Source organism: Paenibacillus naphthalenovorans (assembly GCF_001465255.1).
Taxonomy (GTDB): Bacteria; Bacillota; Bacilli; order Paenibacillales; family NBRC-103111; genus Paenibacillus_G; species Paenibacillus_G naphthalenovorans.
This window is the reverse complement of record NZ_CP013652.1, coordinates 1,992,336-2,010,469: the sequence shown is the minus strand read 5'-3', so window position 1 is coordinate 2,010,469 and position 18,134 is coordinate 1,992,336. Positions and strand designations below refer to the sequence as shown.

General features: G+C 52.1%; 23 protein-coding genes. 19 read left to right on the top strand and 4 right to left on the bottom strand.

Annotated features, from left to right (window positions below; genetic code table 11):
• Window positions 1–60 precede the first annotated feature (60 nt).
• Complete coding sequence (locus IJ22_RS25705) at window positions 61–258, bottom strand: hypothetical protein (RefSeq protein WP_074726888.1); 198 nt, start codon at window positions 256–258, stop codon at window positions 61–63.
• An 89-nt stretch (window positions 259–347) separates the two neighbouring features.
• Here IJ22_RS25705 and IJ22_RS10020 point away from each other — a divergent pair, with 89 nt between their 5' ends.
• The 8 genes from IJ22_RS10020 (at window position 348) to IJ22_RS09985 (ending at window position 6,403) form a co-directional block, all read left to right on the top strand.
• Complete coding sequence (locus IJ22_RS10020) at window positions 348–692, top strand: thioredoxin family protein (RefSeq protein ID WP_235594296.1); 345 nt, start codon at window positions 348–350, stop codon at window positions 690–692.
• A gap of 46 nt (window positions 693–738) precedes the next feature.
• Window positions 739–1,122: a kinase-associated lipoprotein KapB gene (kapB, locus tag IJ22_RS10015; protein ID WP_062408712.1), complete on the top strand. Its 384-nt coding sequence runs from the start codon at window positions 739–741 to the stop codon at window positions 1,120–1,122.
• Window positions 1,123–1,140: 18 nt separating this feature from the next.
• The gene (locus IJ22_RS10010) at window positions 1,141–2,529 is read left to right on the top strand and encodes a sensor histidine kinase (protein ID WP_062408711.1); all 1,389 of its coding nucleotides are present in this window, start codon (window positions 1,141–1,143) and stop codon (window positions 2,527–2,529) included.
• Window positions 2,530–3,189 (top strand): response regulator, encoded by a 660-nt coding sequence (locus tag IJ22_RS10005; protein ID WP_062408710.1) that lies wholly within the window; start codon window positions 2,530–2,532, stop codon window positions 3,187–3,189.
• A gap of 138 nt (window positions 3,190–3,327) precedes the next feature.
• On the top strand, window positions 3,328–4,407 hold the full coding sequence (locus IJ22_RS10000) for a Gfo/Idh/MocA family protein (RefSeq protein ID WP_062408709.1): 1,080 nt from the start codon (window positions 3,328–3,330) through the stop codon (window positions 4,405–4,407).
• A 6-nt stretch (window positions 4,408–4,413) separates the two neighbouring features.
• On the top strand, window positions 4,414–5,064 hold the full coding sequence (locus IJ22_RS09995) for a trimeric intracellular cation channel family protein (protein WP_062408708.1): 651 nt from the start codon (window positions 4,414–4,416) through the stop codon (window positions 5,062–5,064).
• 24 nt (window positions 5,065–5,088) lie between these two features.
• Entirely contained in the window at window positions 5,089–5,589 is a 501-nt protein-coding gene (locus IJ22_RS09990; RefSeq protein ID WP_062408707.1) for a hypothetical protein, read from the top strand.
• Between the two features lie 76 nt (window positions 5,590–5,665).
• Complete coding sequence (locus tag IJ22_RS09985; RefSeq protein ID WP_054818246.1) at window positions 5,666–6,403, top strand: YhcN/YlaJ family sporulation lipoprotein; 738 nt, start codon at window positions 5,666–5,668, stop codon at window positions 6,401–6,403.
• Window positions 6,404–6,518: 115 nt separating this feature from the next.
• Here IJ22_RS09985 and IJ22_RS09980 read toward each other — a convergent pair whose 3' ends face one another.
• Complete coding sequence (locus IJ22_RS09980; protein WP_054818247.1) at window positions 6,519–6,854, bottom strand: winged helix-turn-helix transcriptional regulator; 336 nt, start codon at window positions 6,852–6,854, stop codon at window positions 6,519–6,521.
• A gap of 178 nt (window positions 6,855–7,032) precedes the next feature.
• Here IJ22_RS09980 and purT point away from each other — a divergent pair, with 178 nt between their 5' ends.
• The 5 genes from purT to IJ22_RS09955 all read left to right on the top strand — a co-directional run bounded on the left by purT (window position 7,033) and on the right by IJ22_RS09955 (window position 10,530).
• Window positions 7,033–8,211 (top strand): formate-dependent phosphoribosylglycinamide formyltransferase, encoded by a 1,179-nt coding sequence (purT, locus tag IJ22_RS09975; protein WP_062408706.1) that lies wholly within the window; start codon window positions 7,033–7,035, stop codon window positions 8,209–8,211.
• 117 nt (window positions 8,212–8,328) lie between these two features.
• Window positions 8,329–8,598: a hypothetical protein gene (locus IJ22_RS09970; protein WP_054818248.1), complete on the top strand. Its 270-nt coding sequence runs from the start codon at window positions 8,329–8,331 to the stop codon at window positions 8,596–8,598.
• 226 nt (window positions 8,599–8,824) lie between these two features.
• A complete protein-coding gene (locus tag IJ22_RS09965) occupies window positions 8,825–9,328 on the top strand; it encodes a metallophosphoesterase family protein (RefSeq protein WP_062408705.1) in 504 nt (167 codons plus the stop codon).
• Window positions 9,329–9,351: 23 nt separating this feature from the next.
• Complete coding sequence (gene ytxJ / locus IJ22_RS09960) at window positions 9,352–9,693, top strand: bacillithiol system redox-active protein YtxJ (protein ID WP_062408704.1); 342 nt, start codon at window positions 9,352–9,354, stop codon at window positions 9,691–9,693.
• A gap of 33 nt (window positions 9,694–9,726) precedes the next feature.
• The gene (locus IJ22_RS09955; RefSeq protein WP_054818249.1) at window positions 9,727–10,530 is read left to right on the top strand and encodes an alpha/beta hydrolase; all 804 of its coding nucleotides are present in this window, start codon (window positions 9,727–9,729) and stop codon (window positions 10,528–10,530) included.
• Between the two features lie 457 nt (window positions 10,531–10,987).
• On the opposite strand, the gene IJ22_RS26540 is transcribed toward IJ22_RS09955, so the two are convergent.
• Window positions 10,988–11,137, bottom strand: a complete 150-nt coding sequence (locus IJ22_RS26540) for a hypothetical protein (RefSeq protein WP_201023611.1) — start codon at window positions 11,135–11,137, stop codon at window positions 10,988–10,990.
• A 139-nt stretch (window positions 11,138–11,276) separates the two neighbouring features.
• On the opposite strand from IJ22_RS26540, the gene IJ22_RS09945 reads away from it, so the two are divergent.
• Together IJ22_RS09945 and IJ22_RS09940 are read left to right on the top strand one after the other, a co-directional pair.
• Window positions 11,277–12,185, top strand: coding sequence for a TIGR01777 family oxidoreductase (locus IJ22_RS09945; RefSeq protein ID WP_062408703.1), 909 nt, complete (start codon window positions 11,277–11,279; stop codon window positions 12,183–12,185).
• 6 nt (window positions 12,186–12,191) lie between these two features.
• A complete protein-coding gene (locus IJ22_RS09940) occupies window positions 12,192–12,491 on the top strand; it encodes a hypothetical protein (protein ID WP_062408702.1) in 300 nt (99 codons plus the stop codon).
• Window positions 12,492–12,593: 102 nt separating this feature from the next.
• Here IJ22_RS09940 and IJ22_RS09935 read toward each other — a convergent pair whose 3' ends face one another.
• On the bottom strand, window positions 12,594–14,744 hold the full coding sequence (locus IJ22_RS09935) for a DNA topoisomerase III (RefSeq protein WP_062408701.1): 2,151 nt from the start codon (window positions 14,742–14,744) through the stop codon (window positions 12,594–12,596).
• 279 nt (window positions 14,745–15,023) lie between these two features.
• Between IJ22_RS09935 and IJ22_RS09930 the strand changes: the two genes are divergently transcribed.
• The 4 genes from IJ22_RS09930 to IJ22_RS09915 all read left to right on the top strand — a co-directional run bounded on the left by IJ22_RS09930 (window position 15,024) and on the right by IJ22_RS09915 (window position 17,971).
• Window positions 15,024–15,734 carry a class I SAM-dependent methyltransferase gene (locus IJ22_RS09930; protein WP_062408700.1) on the top strand — a complete coding sequence of 237 codons (711 nt, stop codon included), beginning with the start codon at window positions 15,024–15,026 and terminating at the stop codon, window positions 15,732–15,734.
• On the top strand, window positions 15,731–16,591 hold the full coding sequence (locus IJ22_RS09925) for a carbon-nitrogen hydrolase family protein (protein WP_062408699.1): 861 nt from the start codon (window positions 15,731–15,733) through the stop codon (window positions 16,589–16,591). The genes IJ22_RS09930 and IJ22_RS09925 overlap by 4 nt, the downstream gene beginning before the upstream one ends.
• Window positions 16,592–16,612: 21 nt before the next feature.
• Window positions 16,613–17,293, top strand: a complete 681-nt coding sequence (locus IJ22_RS09920; protein ID WP_062408698.1) for a GNAT family N-acetyltransferase — start codon at window positions 16,613–16,615, stop codon at window positions 17,291–17,293.
• A gap of 69 nt (window positions 17,294–17,362) precedes the next feature.
• On the top strand, window positions 17,363–17,971 hold the full coding sequence (locus IJ22_RS09915) for a superoxide dismutase family protein (RefSeq protein ID WP_235594295.1): 609 nt from the start codon (window positions 17,363–17,365) through the stop codon (window positions 17,969–17,971).
• The last annotated feature ends 163 nt before the right edge of the window (window positions 17,972–18,134 follow it).

The window sequence follows — 18,134 nt, the reverse complement described above, 5'->3', positions numbered from 1 at the left end:
GAGCTGCCGCCGATCAAGCGGTGCTCATCCTTCTTTCCCATACGGCTGCGGAGCGCAAGACTAGCTCCCGCCGGTACGGCGCCTTTGGTTGTTTGGCTTTTTATTGTTCTGGCTGCGCATGACCGCATCGCTGCCTGCCCGCTGCTGGGCGTTTGCCCTGGCTTCGTGCTGCCCTTGTTTTTTCTGCGCGAGCTTGTTTTTAATGGCATCAGCCAAGCTGATCTTGCGCGGCTCGTTTATGTTCGTGGAGTCTGACATCTTTCACACCTGCCCTTGTCATATATAGCTACATTCTAATAGATTAGTACACAAGGAAGCAACATGTAAAAAAGATGGGGGAGCAGACGATGTTGCCGGAATGGACCGAGAAGCAGCTGTTGGAACGATCGGGCGGTAAAGCGGCGAAGCAGGATATTCGCTTTATCTATTTTTATACGCCACTGTGCGGGACTTGCAAGGTAGGCATGCGCATGCTTGAAGTCATCGCGGCCATGCACCCGGACATTCCTGTCGGCCTCTGCAATATCAACTATGCCCCGGGACTGGCTAACGGTTGGCAAATTGAGAGTGTCCCTTGTCTCGTCCGGATCGAGGACGGAAATCCCGCCGCGCTTCTGTACCGCCTGGGAAGCGTACAAGAGATTCGCCTGTGGATGCTGGACGAGAGCGGCAAAGTAACCGATCGGTCTTGAAGATCAAGCCAACCTATCATCCTTCAAAAGGAGACGATCCTAAAATATGGAATCATTCGCTTATGAACCGGGCACACGGGTCAGAGCTTCCTACAAAACCGGCGAATATATCGGTGAAGTGGTGGAGCAGACCTCCAACGCCAAAGCTGCGGTGAAAATTTTAGCTGTAGTCAAACATCCGACACAGGGGGATTTGCACACGAATATGGACCCCGACGTGGCGTTCTTTCATCAGAGGCGTGCGCTTGCATATCAGGAAATCGCGCTGATACCGTTAAATACGGTTCGGCCTTATAGCGGCCCGGTGCCGGATTACAAAGAGTCACTGCACAGTGCCCTGCAGCGGCAGGAGGAAGAACTGCGGCGGATGATTCGCTGGGCCGAGCGCTGCCTCCATGAATTGGAGCTTTTGAAAGGAGAATATAATTAGGACGGAAGTGTGTCAGCTATGCTGTTTGTAGTCATCGGACTATGGTCGATCGGCCTGCTCCTGATCGTAACCGACCCGAAGCGGCAGACGACACGGTGGATCAGCAGCATCGCATTTACCGGAGGGTCCGGCGGAATGGCCGCCGTCATCGGGGATCAGCTTATCCCTTATTTGGCCGGCCGCGGCTGGATGACGGAACTGCTGGCGGAGTTGCTTCCCATCGTGGAGACGGCTTGTTCGCGTATTTGTTACTACGGTTTGCCCTACACGTTCCTGATGTTTGCCGTCGTTTATTATCCGGGTTACTCGTTGTGGACCAAAAGACGCTATATCCCCTGGCTGCTTCTTGTTCCGGTTCTGCTCTCTTTGGCTTTCGAGCCGAAGCCGAACGAGCCTATTCCTTATAGTTACGTGACCCTATGGGCAGCTCCGTATATTTTAACTGGCATTGGGCTGCTTGTGGCAGCCACGCTGAAGGAACGCAATTCATTTCTACGGCGCAGCCGGATGATGACGACGGCGGCAGCGGCGCCTGCATTGTTTTTTGCGCTGTTTACGCTTTATTTACTGCCGCATTTCTTTGAAACGTACGAATGGTGGCGTTACAATGCCTGGGTCATTGCGTTTACTTTAGCCGTCATTATCGTCTCCAGCTTCCGTTACGGATTTATGGGACTTCAGATCTCTATCCAAAACCAAAAGCTCGATTATACGCTTCGTGCGATCACCTCGGGAACATCCATTCTGAACCATGCGATCAAAAATGATGTGGGCAAAATCAGGCTGTTTGGCGATAAGATCAAATCGGAAGCCGTGTCCGGGCAGGCGGATTCTTCTCGGATCATTCAGGATGTTGAAGTCATTTTACAGGCATCGCAGCATATTTATGACATGATATATCGCATACATGGACAGACCCAAGGAGTAGAGCTTAAGCTTGAGGAGGTTCGTCCGGCGGAACTCATGCGGCAGTGCCTGCGCATGCTGTCGCCGGAGCTTGCGGGCATTGAAGTGATTGAACAATATACGTATAACGGCACCATGTCGGCTGACCGGGTGCTGCTTGCAGAGGTTTGGACGAACGTGCTGACCAATGCGATGGAAGCGATGCCCGGCGGCGGACGGTTAACGGTCAGATTGACGGAAACAAAGCGAAAAATCGTCGCGGAAATCAAGGATACCGGACCAGGCATGGAAAAACATCAGCTAAAACGGGTGTTCGATCCGTTTTACTCTACCAAAAAAGGGAAAAACATGAACTTCGGATTAGGTCTGTCATACTGTTATAATATAGTTCAAAAGCACAAAGGAACGATTAGCATTCACAGCAAACCGGGTCAAGGAACCAGTGTGTTCATGCAGTTTCCGAAACGGAAACCGCTTGCGGCCGAAAGGGAGTTGGGTTAAATGGAGCAGAGCGGGATTCGCGTCGTGATCGTAGAGGACGATCCTGACTGGCTGCGCGGACTGCAAAGCTACCTGCAAAAGGAACCGGATATCAGGCTGGTCGGTCACGCTTCTTCCGGGAAAGCGGCGGTGGAGCTGCTGGAGAAGACGGAAGCGGACGTTGTTTTAATGGACATTATGATGTCTGATAGCCCGGAAGGGATTTGGGCTGCTGCGGAAATCGTCAAGTGCAGCGGCGCGCGCGTCATTATGCTTTCTTCCATGGAGGATAAGGAATTGATTTTCGACGCGTTCAAAGCCGGGGCCGTGGATTACATGGTCAAATCCAATTTCACCGAAATCCCGCAGGCCATTCGCAGCGCTTATGCCAACCGAAGCGCTATTCACCCCAGCGTAGCCGCACAAATGCGCGAAGAATTCCGGCGCCTCAAGCAGTTGGAGAAGGAGATGCGGGCCAAAGAACTGAAAAATTTGCTTACACCGACTGAAATTCAGGTGCTCGATTTGATCGATAAAGGGCATACCCAGACGCAAATCGCCGACAAATTTGTGATCTCCATACGAACCGTTAAGGTTCATGTCGGCAATATTCTTAAAAAGCTCGGGGGCAAAAGCAGTAAAGAAGCGGCGCAAAAGGCCAAGGATATGGGCATTTTGTAGCGCGTCTCAAGGAAGCGGCTGACGAGGGGAAAAGAGCCCGGAGGAAGCCGTTTTTTCAATTACCTTTTCCGCCCGGTATATGATATAGTAGGTACAGTTTGGATGCAACAACACGGCAAACGGAGGAAAACGCAAGTGATGAGTACAAATGATAAAATTCAAATCGGCATCATCGGTGCCGGAGGAATCGGAAATGTCCATCTTCAAGAATTCGGTAAAGTTTCCGAAGCGCAGATCGTCGCGGTCACGGACGCTTACCAGCCTATGGCGGTCGAACGGGCCAAGCAATACAACATTCCGAAAATTTATAATACATATCAGGAACTGCTGCAGGATTCCAGCATCGATGCGGTAATTATCGCCGTACCGAATGAGTCTCATGCTCCGATAGCTATCGATGCCCTGCAAGCCGGCAAACATGTGCTGCTGGAGAAGCCTATGGCGATTAACGCCGCTTCGGCTAAAGAAATCATGAAGACGTACCTCAAGTCCGGCAAAGTGCTGATGATGTCCCATCAAATGCGTTGGGATTCGTTAAATATGCAGGTGAAAGAGCAAATTGACAAGGGCGCATTGGGAAACATCTACAATGTCAAAGCGGGCTGGATGCGCCGCAAAGGTATTCCAGGCTGGGGCACATGGTTTACCCGGATGCACAAAGCAGGCGGCGGACCGCTGATCGATTTGGGCGTTCATATGCTGGATCTTTCGCTCCATTTCATGGGCAGTCCGAAGCCGGTCTCCGTGTTCGGTACGACTTATGCGGAGTTTGGACCGAAGAAGAGAGGCATCGGCACCTGGGGCAAGCCGGACTGGGACGGCTTCTATGATGTGGAGGACTTGGCTACGGCCTTGATCAAGCTGGACAACGGCAGCACGCTGACACTGGACGTAAGCTGGGCGGCGCACACGACTTTCCAGGATAACGGCCCGTACATTTATTTAATGGGTTCGGAAGGCGGAGCCTCACTGCGCGGCGGCAAGGGTGTACTGCATAGCGAGCTCTTTGACCGTACCGCCGATGTCGAACTGACGGCGCCGCAGGATGACGAAGGTCCAAGAGTCAGGATGAGCCGTCATTTTATTGAATCCATCCGCAATAACCGCGAGCCGATCGCCTCAGCGATGTCGGGGTTAACGAACAGCCTGGTGCTGGAAGCCATCTATGAATCGTCGCGCACGGGCAATGTCGTTACTTTGGACTGGAATCTGGATTAATGACTCATGAGTGAACTGATGGAGCTTCATTTACAACTATTCAGCCTGATCGGTACGATTGCGTTTGCCATTTCTGGCGCGGTAGTAGCCATGGAAGAGGAGTACGACATGCTTGGCGTATTCGTTTTGGCTTTTGTGACGGCTTTTGGCGGCGGCGTCGTCCGCAATGTGCTGATCGGAATTCCGGTTACGACGTTATGGAACCAGGGCTTCTTTTTAAAAATCGCGTTATTTGCCGCATTTCTCGTTTTTATCGTGCCTGTAAGCTGGATCCGGCGATGGAAAACCTGGGAGTCGCTTTTCGATGCCATCGGCTTGGCTGCGTTTTCCATTCAGGGCGCTTTGTATGCGACGCAGATGAATGTGCCTCTCAGCGCCGTCATTGTGGCTGCGATGCTGACCGGAATCGGAGGGGGCATCATTCGCGATGTGCTGGCCGGCCGGAAGCCGCTGGTGCTGCGCGATGAGATCTATGCCGTATGGGGCATGCTTGCCGGTCTTGTCATTGGTATGGGATGGTTTCAAGGCTCCTGGCCTTTGTTATTTTTGTTCGCGCTCATTGTCACCTTACGCATGCTTTCGGTGACTTTCAAATGGCGGCTGCCCCGGCGCTCGCTGCGGCTTTCGCCGGAACGATGGGATGATAAGATTTCATAAAGCGTAAAGGAGCTTGGATTCAATATGACATTGGGCGGATCTTGGACGGAGTGGAAACGTGTGCCTTCCCAAGTGCTTGGAGAGCGCTTGAAGACCGTTCGTTCCTTAAAAGAGCTTGAACATGAAATGTATGAAATTGCAAAAGATATAGAAACCGGAGAGCATTATTTGCACTATGCTTATCTGCACCGGAATTTCAAAGCCGTCGGGCCGGATTCGGGGCAGGAAGAAGTTTTTCATCAATTGATGCCTCTCACCAGCGATGATGTGCTCGGTCTGTTGTTTGGAGAGCAGCCGTACGATTATCCCAACCATTGGGATAAACCTTTTTTGAGGAATGGACCGGAGGGCGATTATGTTTGGTTTGATCCCTCTTATGCCGCGGAAGAAGAGGAGCATGAGGCGCTGGGACTGGAGATCGCGCAGCAGCTCGCCAAATTCAAGGCGGAGGGGGATCTTTCCGAGGACAGCGTGCGGAAGCTTCTGGACAAGCTGAATAAGGATGACGGAGAAAAAAAGGAATAATGCGCATATTTTCCGGACAGTGATTCATCCTAAGCGTGAGTCGATCAAGACAAGCAACAGGAGGGACGATCGAAGGATGAACATAAGCATAAACCGGAAGCGCCCGTTATTCCTTTTCTCCGCGGCAGTCTGTTTGCTGCTTCTCGGCGCGTGTGCAGGAAACAAGCCCGAGGCCAGCCGTCCTGGAGGAGGCATGGAGGATTACCGCCAGCAGGCGCTCTTTGACCGGGATTCGCGAAACAACGAGGACCCGTCCCTCGGTGTAAAGCAGCGCTGGGTGGATGAGCAGCAGAATCGTAAGGGTACGGAGTACAGCGGACGTGAGCAGCTCGATATGACCAACCCTCATTTGACGAATACGGCCGGTTTCGACCCGCAGTTGGCGGAGAGGGTGAAAAGCTTGCCCGGAATTCAGGAAGCGCAGGTGCTGCTTACCGAAGTGAACGGTTATGTAGCGGTCGTCATGGAAGGCCATAATCCGGATTCAGAAGCTTCGCCCGACATGATGAAATACCGGATTACACCTGCAGGCGGCGTAGGCATATTTGCTTCAGAGCGAGGTCCGAACCAGTATTCCTGGACGGAGAACGGCGGCTTATCGACAAGCTTGTCGGATGAAATCCGAAAGCTGGTGCTGCAGCATGCCCCGACAAATATTGATCAGGTATACGTGTCGGCCAATCCGAATTTCGTGCAGCGGATCCGCCTATACGCCAAGGAGGAGCAAGAGCGCGGCACGTTTACGGATTATATGAACGAGTTTAATACGATGGTTCAATATGTATTTCCAGACGATACGAATACAAGGAAATGACAAAAAACTCCTGTGTCGGGTAATCCAACCGGTACCAGGAGTTTTTAATATCCGAATGGCGATATGTGATTGGCATACATAAAAAACTTTTAATATCAACAGGATGGAAACGGGGTCACTTGACCCACGTTTCTCCCCACTTCTGCACGGCATCCATTACCGGCTCTAACGCTTTTCCCTTTTCCGTCAGCTGATATTCGATTCTTACCGGTGTCTCCGGATAAACATTTCGGCTGATCAGGCCGGCCGCCTCCAGCTCCTTGAACCGCTCTGCAAGCATCCGGTCGCTCATGCCGGGGATCATCTCGGAGATATCCTTGAAACGGCATGGTCCTTCGAGCAGAGCGCGGATAATCAGACCGCTCCAGCGCTTACCGAGTATTTCGAAAGCAGCTTCGAATTTAGGGCAAAGCTGCTGCCTGGCACATACAGGTTGCGAGTTTTCTGTCATCGTCTTCACCTCTTCTTGGTTCTATTTTAACATAATTAACTTGACAATTGTAAGGTTGTTAAAATATAATCTTAAGCTTTTATGTGCCGGCTTTCTAAAATTTTCTTGAAAAATCATTTCAAGTACAGTATAACTGCGTTAGGCATTAAAATGATAAGATTTTGGGAGGAACGTTTACATGTATGGTGCACCGCTATCTGGACAAGCCAAAAAAATGCTGCTGCTCGGTTCGGGCGAGCTGGGGAAAGAGGTAGTGATCGAAGCGCAGCGGCTTGGTGTAGAAACGATTGCCGTGGACCGGTATGCCAATGCTCCGGCGATGCAGGCGGCTCATCGGTCTTATGTTATAAACATGCTGGACGGCGAAGAGCTGCGGCGGGTCATCGAGCAGGAGAAGCCGGATCTGATCGTTCCAGAGATCGAGGCGATCGCGACCCCGACGCTGGTGGATTTGGAGCGGGAAGGATACAAGGTTGTGCCAACGGCAACGGCGGCCAGACTCACGATGGACCGCGAAGGAATCCGCAGACTTGCAGCGGAACAGCTTGGCCTGCCTACGGCCAAATTTGCCTTTGCCGACAGTTTGGAACAGCTGCGAGCCGCAGTCACTCAAATTGGCACTCCATGCGTCATTAAACCGATCATGAGCTCCTCGGGGAAAGGACAAAGCATTTGCCGCACTCCGGATGATGTAGAAGCCTCATGGAATGCCGCGATGGAAGGGGGACGCGCCAAAAAAACGCGTGTCATCGTGGAGGAATTTATCCATTTTGATTCGGAGATTACCCTGCTCACGGTTCGTTCGGTGTCCGGTACGACGTACTGTGCGCCTATAGGGCACATTCAAAAGGACGGCGATTACATCGAATCCTGGCAGCCGCATGCCATGAGCGAAGCGCAGATCCGGGAAGCGCAGCATATAGCAAAATCGATTACCGATGCGCTGGGCGGGGCAGGGATTTATGGTGTCGAGCTGTTCCTGGCTCCGGATCGTGTCTATTTCAGTGAAGTAAGTCCGCGTCCTCACGATACAGGGATGGTTACCATGGTAACGCAGGATTTGTCTGAGTTTGCGCTGCACGTCCGGGCGATTCTCGGTTTTCCTGTTCCGACGATTCGTCTTCTGACGCCAGGAGCCTCCTATACTTTGAAGGCGGATAGGGAGACGGAAACATTCCGGATCGGAGGGCTTGAGGAAGCCCTGGCGGTTCCGAATTCGCAAGTGCGGATATTTGGGAAACCGGAGACAAAGAAAGGCCGCCGTATGGCCGTGGCGCTCAGTTCGGCCGATACCGTTGAACAGGCGCGGAAGCAGGCTAAGGAGTCGGCATCGAGCCTGAGGATCGAATACCAGTGAAGGGCCTTTTCATGTGAATGACAGGGCAGGTCGCTTGACGGAGAGTGTTAAAAAACGATATGATTCATATTGCAAACGGATTGCCGCTTTAATACATAAAGGAAAGAGGTGCTGAAGATGGCATATAATCCTCAAGTCGTTGATGCCAAAATCGTCAGTCACAATTCGAAGAACGGTTTATTCGAAATCGTAGCTCAACTCAAGGACCGGACGGTTTGCCGTCTTATTTACGAACAAGACGTTTCCGGAGGCGCGAAGGTTACTCATATTAACCGTCTGCTCAAAGAGCCTTGCCCGATTTGCCGTAAAGATTATTTGTGCAACTGCATGGGACGTTTTAAAGAGGATATTTCCTCGCAAGCGTTGAATTTGACAGGCATGCCATAAGTACTTCATGCCGTCCGCAGACCGTTTGCGGCAGCACCCGTACAAACCATTACCGGACTGTATAAACCCATGAGCGCATAGGCTTATGGGTTTTAGTTGTCTGAGCCGCCTTGCGCATCAACGAGAAAGGCGGCTTTTCTCGTTGAGACGTCGGTAAAGAGCTTTTTCTTTTAAGAGCAATTATGGTAAAATAAAGGGATAAACAAATCAGGAAGGATGGGGTTCGATGCGAATCGGCGTCGTCTCGGACACACACATGTTCAGAAGGTCCCAATCACTGCCTCAAGATTTGGTAGAAGGTCTTCGGGGAGTGGACATGATCCTTCATACGGGCGACTGGATTGATGAAGAGGTGGTTGATCTCTTCGCCGACCTGGCTCCGATAGACGGCGTTGCCGGTAACAATGACGGACCCGCAATCGTCCGCAGATTCGGCCGCCGAAAGGTGCTGGAGCTGGCGGGTTACCGGATTGGCTTGATTCACGGCGATGGAGGTCGTTCAACCCCGGATACGGCTTTTCAAGCTTTTTGGGATTCGGATGGTAAGGGGACCGTTGATATTATTCTGTTCGGACATTCGCATACGCCCTATTTGGAAAGAAAAGACGGAATACTACTGTTCAATCCCGGTTCGCCAACCGATAAACGCCGGCAGCCCCGTTATTCCTTTGGCATTCTTCGCCTTGGCGCGGATGTGGAAGCCGAACATCATTATTACGATCATAAATAAAGAAATGAAAGGAAGCGGAACACATGGCACATTGGAAAGAGATTACGACGAACGAGGAATGGAACACCATTTTTGAAGGTACCACTTCGAAGCCGGTTGTGGTGCTGAAGCATAGCACGGCTTGTCCGGTCAGCGCCAACGCTTTGGAGGAATTTGAAGGCTATCTGAGCAAAAACCCGAATACCGATGTCGATTACATCCTTGTCAAAGTGATTGAATCCCGTCCGGTATCCAATCAAATCGCTGAGGATACGGGGATCAAGCATGCGTCTCCGCAAATTTTATATATCAAAAATAAAGTAACGGTCTGGAACACCTCCCATTGGTCTATCACCAAGCAGCATATGAGTGCCGTTCTGAATTAATGCGCACCGAAACAAGCAAAGGAGAGGGATCGAATGAGTGTGAAGCCGTTTTCGTTTTTTTCAGGCGCGTTGTACTCGAGAAAAGTTTGTCATGTCTACCTTCCTGCAAGCTACGAGCAGTCCGAGGAAACGCGGTATCCCGTTATTTATTTGCTTCATGGGCTGAATGGCGATGAAACCAGCTGGATCGTCAAGGGGAATGCGGAAGCTACGCTTGATGATATGATCTCCTCCGGAGCGCTCCGGGAAAGCATCGTAGTGATGATTAGCGACGGTGGATACGGGCACGGAACGTTCTATGTAAACTGGTATGACGGCAGCGGACGGTTCGAGGATTATGTACTGTACGACGTGATTCCCGCCATCGACCGGGAGTTTCGGACCATCGCTGACCGTACGCAAAGAGCGGTGTGCGGATTATCCATGGGCGGTTACGGCGCTTTCGTGCTCGCGCTGCGAAATCCGGACGTATTCGGTGCGGCAGCCAGCATATCCGGGGCGCTCATGTCTGCGAATTTGATGACCGAGCAAATGCTTCGTTCCGAGGTTGTCCGGATGACCGGTCCGGTGCATGGGTCCTACGTAAAGGAGCTTGACCTGCACGTGCTTGCATCGCGGCGCGTCCGGGAGAAAAATCGGCCGGCGCTGCATTTTAACTGCGGCTTTTCCGATTACTTATATCCTTTGAACTCCGCTTACAAGGCGCTGCTGGATCAGCTTGGATATGAGCATGAGTATATGGAGTTTGAGGGAGATCACAATTGGGACTATTTCGGAGGGCATTTGCCCGAAGCGCTGAGCTTCATCGAACGAAGCTTTCCTTCAACCCAAACCTGACCCTCAAACAGAAAGCCCGCTGCCTGGAACTCTGGCTGGTTCCCAGGCAAGCGGGCCTTTTTTTGTTTTTTTGAGCGAGGTGTGATTCCCGGACCGGGTAGGCCCCTTCGGGTTCTTCTTGATCCAGGGGATGAGATCCATCGGAGAACCGGCGGGATACCGCCCTGAGAAACTAACGCTTTTTTGGCGGGGAGGGCTTCGGATAAACGGTGCATAAACTCCAAGAACTGTTGTCTTTCAGCTTCGCTGAACTGCTCGAACGGTTCGGATAAGGTTTGCGCCCACAACGCTTTGGTTTGGCGAATCACACGTTTGCCTTCCTCCGTCAGCTTCACCCATCTCACGCGGGCATCCGGCTCGCTGCTTTCCCGGTAGGCCAAACCCGCTTATTCGAGACGGTCCACTGCGACATCGTACTGGAGCGAACGTCCAGATGACCGGCCAACTGCCCGATCGTTTAGGCTCCGTTCCGGTAAAGATTTCGCATCAGCAGCCATTGTACACGGGTCAGGGAGGTTTCCTGCTGATCGAACGTTTGGGAGCGTAAATGGCGGTTTATGGTTTGCAAATACATGACAAAATGCTCGATCGCTTCTTTGGATTCCATCTTTTCACCTCATCTGTATGATATGGCGGAACGAAATCATGCAGCAAGAACGATTCGTCTTGACTTTTCTTTGTTCGAGCTTACATTTTGATATATAATGAGTCTCATAGCAAATTTTACGATTGAGCGGAGGAAAAGCATGAAAGTGGCCATTGCAGGGGGAACAGGCTTTATAGGAAAACACCTGACCCAATATTTTTTAGATAAAAAGACAACCGTCTTACTCATCTCCAGGCAAAAGCACAAATCCGAGCATCCGCTAATCCGCAATATCACATGGGAAGAACTGGAAAAAAGCATAAAACCTCTCGAAGGGGTCGATGCGATCGTCAATTTGGCGGGTGAAACCATTAACCAACGGTGGACGCCAAAGGCCAAGGAGCGCATCCTGCAATCGCGGTTGGATTCCGTCGAGCGGGTACGAAGCATCATCGAACGTATGGAAAACAAACCGGTGCTGATCAATGCCTCGGCCGTAGGGATCTATGGCAGTTCGGAAAGTGCCAGCTTTACGGAAGACAGCGATCTTAACGTAAATGATTTCCTGTCCAATGTTGCGGATAAATGGGAAGCCGCGGCGGAGTTGATTCCGGATATTCGCGTTGTTCTTCTGCGGATCGGAGTGGTGCTCGCCAAGGACGGAGGGGCATTTCCGAAAATGAGCCTCCCTTTCAAGTTCGGCTTAGGCGGCCGTATCGGCAGCGGCAAGCAGCTGCTGTCCTGGATTCATATTCGTGATCTCGTCCGACTGATCGAATTCTGTATTGAAAAGGAAGACATCGAAGGACCGGTGAATGCCACGGCGCCGCAGCCTGTTACCAATGACGAGTTCGGAAGACAGCTGGCCAAATTCATGAATAAGCCGTATGGATTTCCGCTTCCTTCCTTCGTGTTGAAGCTCATGTTTGGAGAAATGTCGATGCTGCTGCTGGAAGGACAAAGGGTTATTCCGGATGTGGCGATTAACCAAGGGTTTCAATTTCATTTCCCGGTGCTTGAGATGGCGTTAAAGGATCTGTTGGATCCAGAGATCAAGGCGGTGAAGTAAAGGATTATGATTGCTTATGGGGGTACAGAGCTGAAAGAACTGCGATTTGAGCGGATGGAAGCCCGCATCGAACCGAGAGATGAGCAATGGATCGATGTCGAGGTGCGCTTCCGGTTGGCCGACGGATCAGTGCCGCCGGAAGGATTTGAAGAGCTCAGCGCATTGCTCATTTGTACGCATGACGGCGAGATCTTTGATATCGTGCCGCAGGACGAAGGGCGGGATTGCGAGTTTCGCTTCACGGAATCGGAGAAGCAGCAGCTTAGGTCGTTCTATGAGCGGGAGGTAAGGCATCGGATCGGTTAAGCGGATCGGGGATGAAGGCGTTTGGACCAAGTAAAAAGGGTTGTCATTGAGCTGACAACCCTTTTTTTCATCCTGCATTGGAGTGAAATTCGTGCTCCGCCGCTATTCCTGTTTTTTCTGCAGTGCGGCCCTGAACGCTTCTTCGAGGCTGGAGGTCAGCTCCACATTGTCACTATACTGCTTGGCTAACTGCGCTTGCTGGCGCTTCGCCGCGCGCCCGCCTTTGCTGCCCGATTCGCCAAGCATCTCTATAACGTTGCATGGACGGCACTGGGCATATTTGCCCGCTTTCCCCATATGAATTTCCATCTTTTTGCGGCATTGAGGGCAGCGTTTATTGGATAACGGCACCTCGGCTGCGCGCTTGTAAGAGCATTCCCGGCTGCTGCAAACCAGCATCTTTCCGCGTTTGCCCTTGATCTCCTGGAGCGGGTTGCCGCAATCAGGACAGCGGGAGCTCGTCAAATTGTGAGGCTTGTATTCCGCTGCGCTTGCTTTAACCTGATTCACGATGGCTTGCGTTTGTTTACGGATGCTTTCCATGAAGGCATCGGCGTCGCCTTTTCCTTTGGATATCCGCTCCAGTTCCTGCTCCCATGCGGCAGTAAGCTCATGGGAGCGAAGCTCGGGCACGACAAGCTCGATCAATTGAACGCCTTTGCCGGTAGGCTGCAGCGTGTTCATCCGCCGTTCGATCGTATCGGTCTGCAGAAGCTTCTCTATAATGTCCGCCCGTGTGGCCGGTGTCCCGAGGTTGTGCTTCTCCATGTGCGACAGCAAAGCTGCTTCCGTATAACGGCTTGGCGGTTTGGTCGTCTGCTTCTGTAAGCTCAGCCGGATCTCTTTCAGTTCCAGGCCTTCTTGAAGCGGTGGAAGCGATTGGCGGGAAGAAGTGTCATCCTCCGCAGCATCTTCCACTTCATCGTCAGCAGCCATTGAATCGGCTTCATACAGCGTTTTCCAGCCCGCTTCACGTGTAATCCGGCCCTTGGCATGAAAGCTTTCACCGCCGATATCAACGGTAACGGACGTTTCGTCATACCGGAAGGCAGGGTAAAACAGCGCGATAAACCGGCGTACGATCATGTCATAAAGCTTTCGCTCATCTGCGGTCAAGCTTTGCAGCTGCGGGCGCTCGTCGGTGGGGATGATCGCATGGTGGTCGGATACTTTGCTGTCGTCTACTATGCGCTTCGTTACCGGCAGCGGCTTGTTCCCCAGCGGTTTGACCCAGGCAGCGTAAGGCGGTAGCTGCAGCGCCTTAAGCCGATCCGGCAGCGTGGATACCATATCCGATGAAAGGTACCGGGAATCGGTTCTCGGGTAGGTGACCAGCTTGTGCTGCTCGTACAGCCGCTGCAGCACATTCGATGTCTGCTTGGCCGTAAATCCGAATCTCTTGTTCGCATCACGCTGCAGTTCCGTCAAATCGTAAGCGAGCGGATGGGGCTCGGTTTTCTCCGTTACCTTCAACCGGGATATTTTGGCGGAACGAACGGTGTTCAGACGATTCAGCAGCGCGTCGGCCGCCGATTTGTCGAACAGGCGCCCGTCCGGCTGCGATTGGCTTCGCCACACGGCTTGGAATGAGCCGAACTGTGCGCGCAGCATCCAATAATCTTTGGCCTGGAACGCTTTAATCTGCCGTTCGCGATCCATCAGAGCCGCCAGCGTAGGCGTTTGAACCCGTCCGGCGGCCAGCTGTGCGTTATGCTTGCAGGTTAATGCGCGCGTAATATTGAGTCCGATCAGCCAATCGGCTTCCGCGCGGCATACCGCAGAACGGTAGAGCGGATCGTAGGAGGGACCCGGCTTGAGCGAAGCGAATCCTTCGCGGATAGCCTTATCCGTCTGCGACGAGATCCAGAGCCGCTTGAACGGTTTTCTCCAGCGGATCATCTCCATGATCCATCGGGCCACCAATTCGCCCTCGCGTCCTGCGTCTGTAGCAATGATCAGCTCTTTCAGATCGCTGCGGCCGGCCAATTGGGCGATGGCTTTGAATTGAGGCGCCGTCTCCCGAATGACCTTCAGCTTCATGCGCTTCGGAAGCAGCGGAAGATCTTCAAGGTTCCAGCTTTTGTACTTTGGGTCGTATTCCTCCGGCTCGGCAAGCGTGACCAAATGTCCCAATGCCCAAGTGACCACATAGGAGGGACCTTCTATATAGTGCTTATGCTTCTGTGTACAGCCGAGCACACGGGCGATTTCTTTGGCCACGCTCGGCTTCTCCGCAAGAACTAATGATTTCATAAATGCTCCTTTCCGTTATCCGCTCACAAAAAACTGCCTTCCTCGAATCCTCAGTATACAACAGTTGTTCCCTCCGATAAAGCCTGCGGAATTTCGTCGGATCATGTCAAACTGTTCATGAACCATGGATGAAATAGCTGACGCTTGGATTTTCGAACAGTTGTGGCGGTACTCCCTGGAAATGAGAGTTCACTTGAGACACATCGTAGTTTTCTGCCGCTGATGATGGTATAATGATCGAACAAACGCCACCATCTGGAAGTGAGTGAATCCGGCTGCATGAATGTGAAGGAACTATTCGGAAATATGGACATTCATTTGTTCGACCAGCTGCTCAAAGGCCGGATCGTCCCGGGCATGCGCATTCTTGATGCGGGCTGCGGAGAGGGACGCAATCTGGTCTATTTCCTGCAGGAAGACTATGACGTATTCGCCGTGGACCGGTCGGAGCAGGCGATTCGCAAGGTTCGCGAGCTAGCCCTGGAACTGAATAACGAGCTGCCGGCGGATCAGTTTCGTGTGGAATCGGTAGAGAAGCTGAGTTTCGCCAACGGTACGTTTGATGTCGTGATTTCCTGTGCCGTGCTGCATTTTGCGGAAGACGAACGTCACTTCCAGCGGATGGTCTCGGAGATGTGGCGTGTGCTCAAACCGGGCGGTTTATTTTTTGCGCGTCTGGCCTCCACGATTGGAATGGAGAATCAGGTCCGTCCGCTCGGTGGGAATCGCTTTGAGCTGCCCGACGGCAGCGAAAGGTATCTGGTAGACGCCGGAGCGCTTCACCGCATGGCGGAGAAATTGCACGGCCAGTTCGTGGATCCGATCAAGACCGTACAGGTGGAAGGGCAGCGATCCATGACCGTCTGGTGCATGAAAAAACCGCACATATTGTTTTTCGACCCGATTCAGGATATTCTTGAAGGAACAACAGAAGAGGAGCCCGGTTCAGACGGGTCCATAATGGACATAACGGAAAGGAGAACAACATGAAATTAAGAGTATCGGCAGTTCAATATCACCTGCATACCATTAACAGCTTTGAGGAGTTTGCCTCCCAAGTGACTCATTATGTCAAAACCGCAGAGGAATTCGAATCGGATTTCGTATTGTTCCCCGAGCTGTTCACAACGCAATTGATGTCGATCGGCAAAGACGGAAGCAAAAAGGCGCTTTCGATCGAAGAGCTGCCTTCATATACGGAGAAGTACATGGAATTGTTCAAGTCTTTAGCGGCGGAAACCGGGATGCATATCATCGGGGGAACGCATATCATCGAAGAGCAGGGCAAGCTGTTCAATACGGCGTTTCTATTTTATCCCGATGGCAAGGTAGGGGAGCAGCGGAAACTGCATATTACCCCTACAGAAGTGAAAGAATGGAATATGCAGGCCGGAGATGGAATTCACGTTTTTGATACCGATAAAGGCCGCATCGCGATGCTGATTTGCTATGATATGGAGTTCCCGGAAATTGTCCGGATGGCCAAAGCGCGCGGAGCGGACGTTCTGTTCTGTCCTTCCTGCACGGATGACCGGCACGGCTTTCACCGGGTGCGGTATACTTGTCATGCGCGTACGATTGAGAATCAAGTGTACGTTGTCACAACGGGTACTGTCGGGTCGCTGCCGACGGTTGATTTTATGCGCGGCAATTACGGACAGGCGGCGATCATTACGCCTAACGACGTTCCTTTTCCGCCGGGCGGCATCATGACGGCTGGTGAAATCAATGCTGATATGGTCATTACCGGAGATCTCGATCTGACATTATTGTACGAGGTTCGGGAGAAAGGTTCCGTTACGACGTGGAGAGACCGCCGGACGGACTTGTATACGGATTGGAGTTAAAGGCTAGGGAGGAGCGGTAAGATGGCTTTTTACCGTAAGGAACTTTACGTGTTTGAACAGGATCGTTCCGTCAAGGCAACGATCCGCTCCTATACGGAGAATGATTTTGAAGGCTTGATCCGGATTCAACAGGAAAGCTTCCCGCCGCCTTTTCCTTCGGAGCTGTGGTGGAACGAAGAACAGTTGAGCAACCACGTGAGGTTATTTCCCGAGGGTGCGCTTTGTGTGGAAATCGAGGGGGAATTGGCCGCTTCGATAACCGGGCTGCGGGTGAATTTCGATCCCGCTCACGCGGACCATACATGGGAGGAAATGACGGACGGCGGTTATATCCGCAATCATGATCCCAATGGAAACACATTGTATATCGTCGATATTTCGGCCCGGCCTGCATACAGGAAGCTGGGACTTGGCAAATGGTTGATGATGTCGATGTACGAGGTTGTCGTGCAGCTCAAGCTGGTACGGCTGCTTGGCGGCGGCCGTCTTCCCGGCTATCACAAGTATGCGGATACGATGCCGGCAGAGGTGTATGTGCGCCATGTGCTTGACGGGAAGCTGAAGGACCCGGTGATGACATTTCTGCTGCGCTGCGGCCGTACGCCGGTCAAGCTGGTGGAAAACTATCTGGAAGACAAAGAGTCCCATAATTATGCGATGCTGATGGAATGGCGGAATCCGTTTATACAGCAACGCGGATAATGAGGTTTAGAGCTCCCCAAATTGGTTACAATGATCAATTGTACAAGTAACCGTTAGGAGGGAGCTTTTTTGAATTTTAAAGCGTATATTGCCGCAGCGGCCATAGCACTGCTATTGCTGCTGGTCGGCTGTCAAGCAGATCCTCGTGCATGGTTCGGCGCAGGCGGCGAACCAAAGGATCAACAACACGAAATGAATGACAGCGAGGCGGTCATGGCTCAAGAAACCAAGGATGAGGTCCATGTGCAGCTGATCGGTCTTGAAGGCAAACCGATTGGCCAAGCCAGGCTTACTCAGGTGAGCGAAGGGGTTCGTATTGAGCTGGAATCGGAGCATTTGACACCGGGCCAGCACGGCTTTCACGTTCATGAGAACGGCAAATGCGAGGCGCCGGATTTCAAATCGGCAGGAGGTCATTTCAACCCGCAAGGACACCAGCACGGTATGGGAAACGCTCAAGGCTCGCATGCCGGTGATCTTCCGAATCTGGAAGCGAATCCGGAAGGCAAGGTGAAATTCGAATATGTCGCAAAGCAGCTGACGCTGGTGCGGGATCAGCCGAACTCGCTGCTGAAATCCGGAGGGACTTCCTTGATCATTCATGAAAAGGCGGACGACAATAGGACTGAACCGGCTGGAAATGCAGGCGCCCGGATTGCTTGCGGCGTTATCCGATAGCACCGGCAGAACAATCGGGGGCAATGACGAAGGCGGAGCGGGATCCGGACTAAGGTACGGGAAATCTTGGACTAAACGGATATACGGATTGAAAGGGGCTGCTCATAAAGCAGTCTTTTTTCGTGTGGATTAGACAAAAAACTGCTGCGGCAGGCTTTTTTAT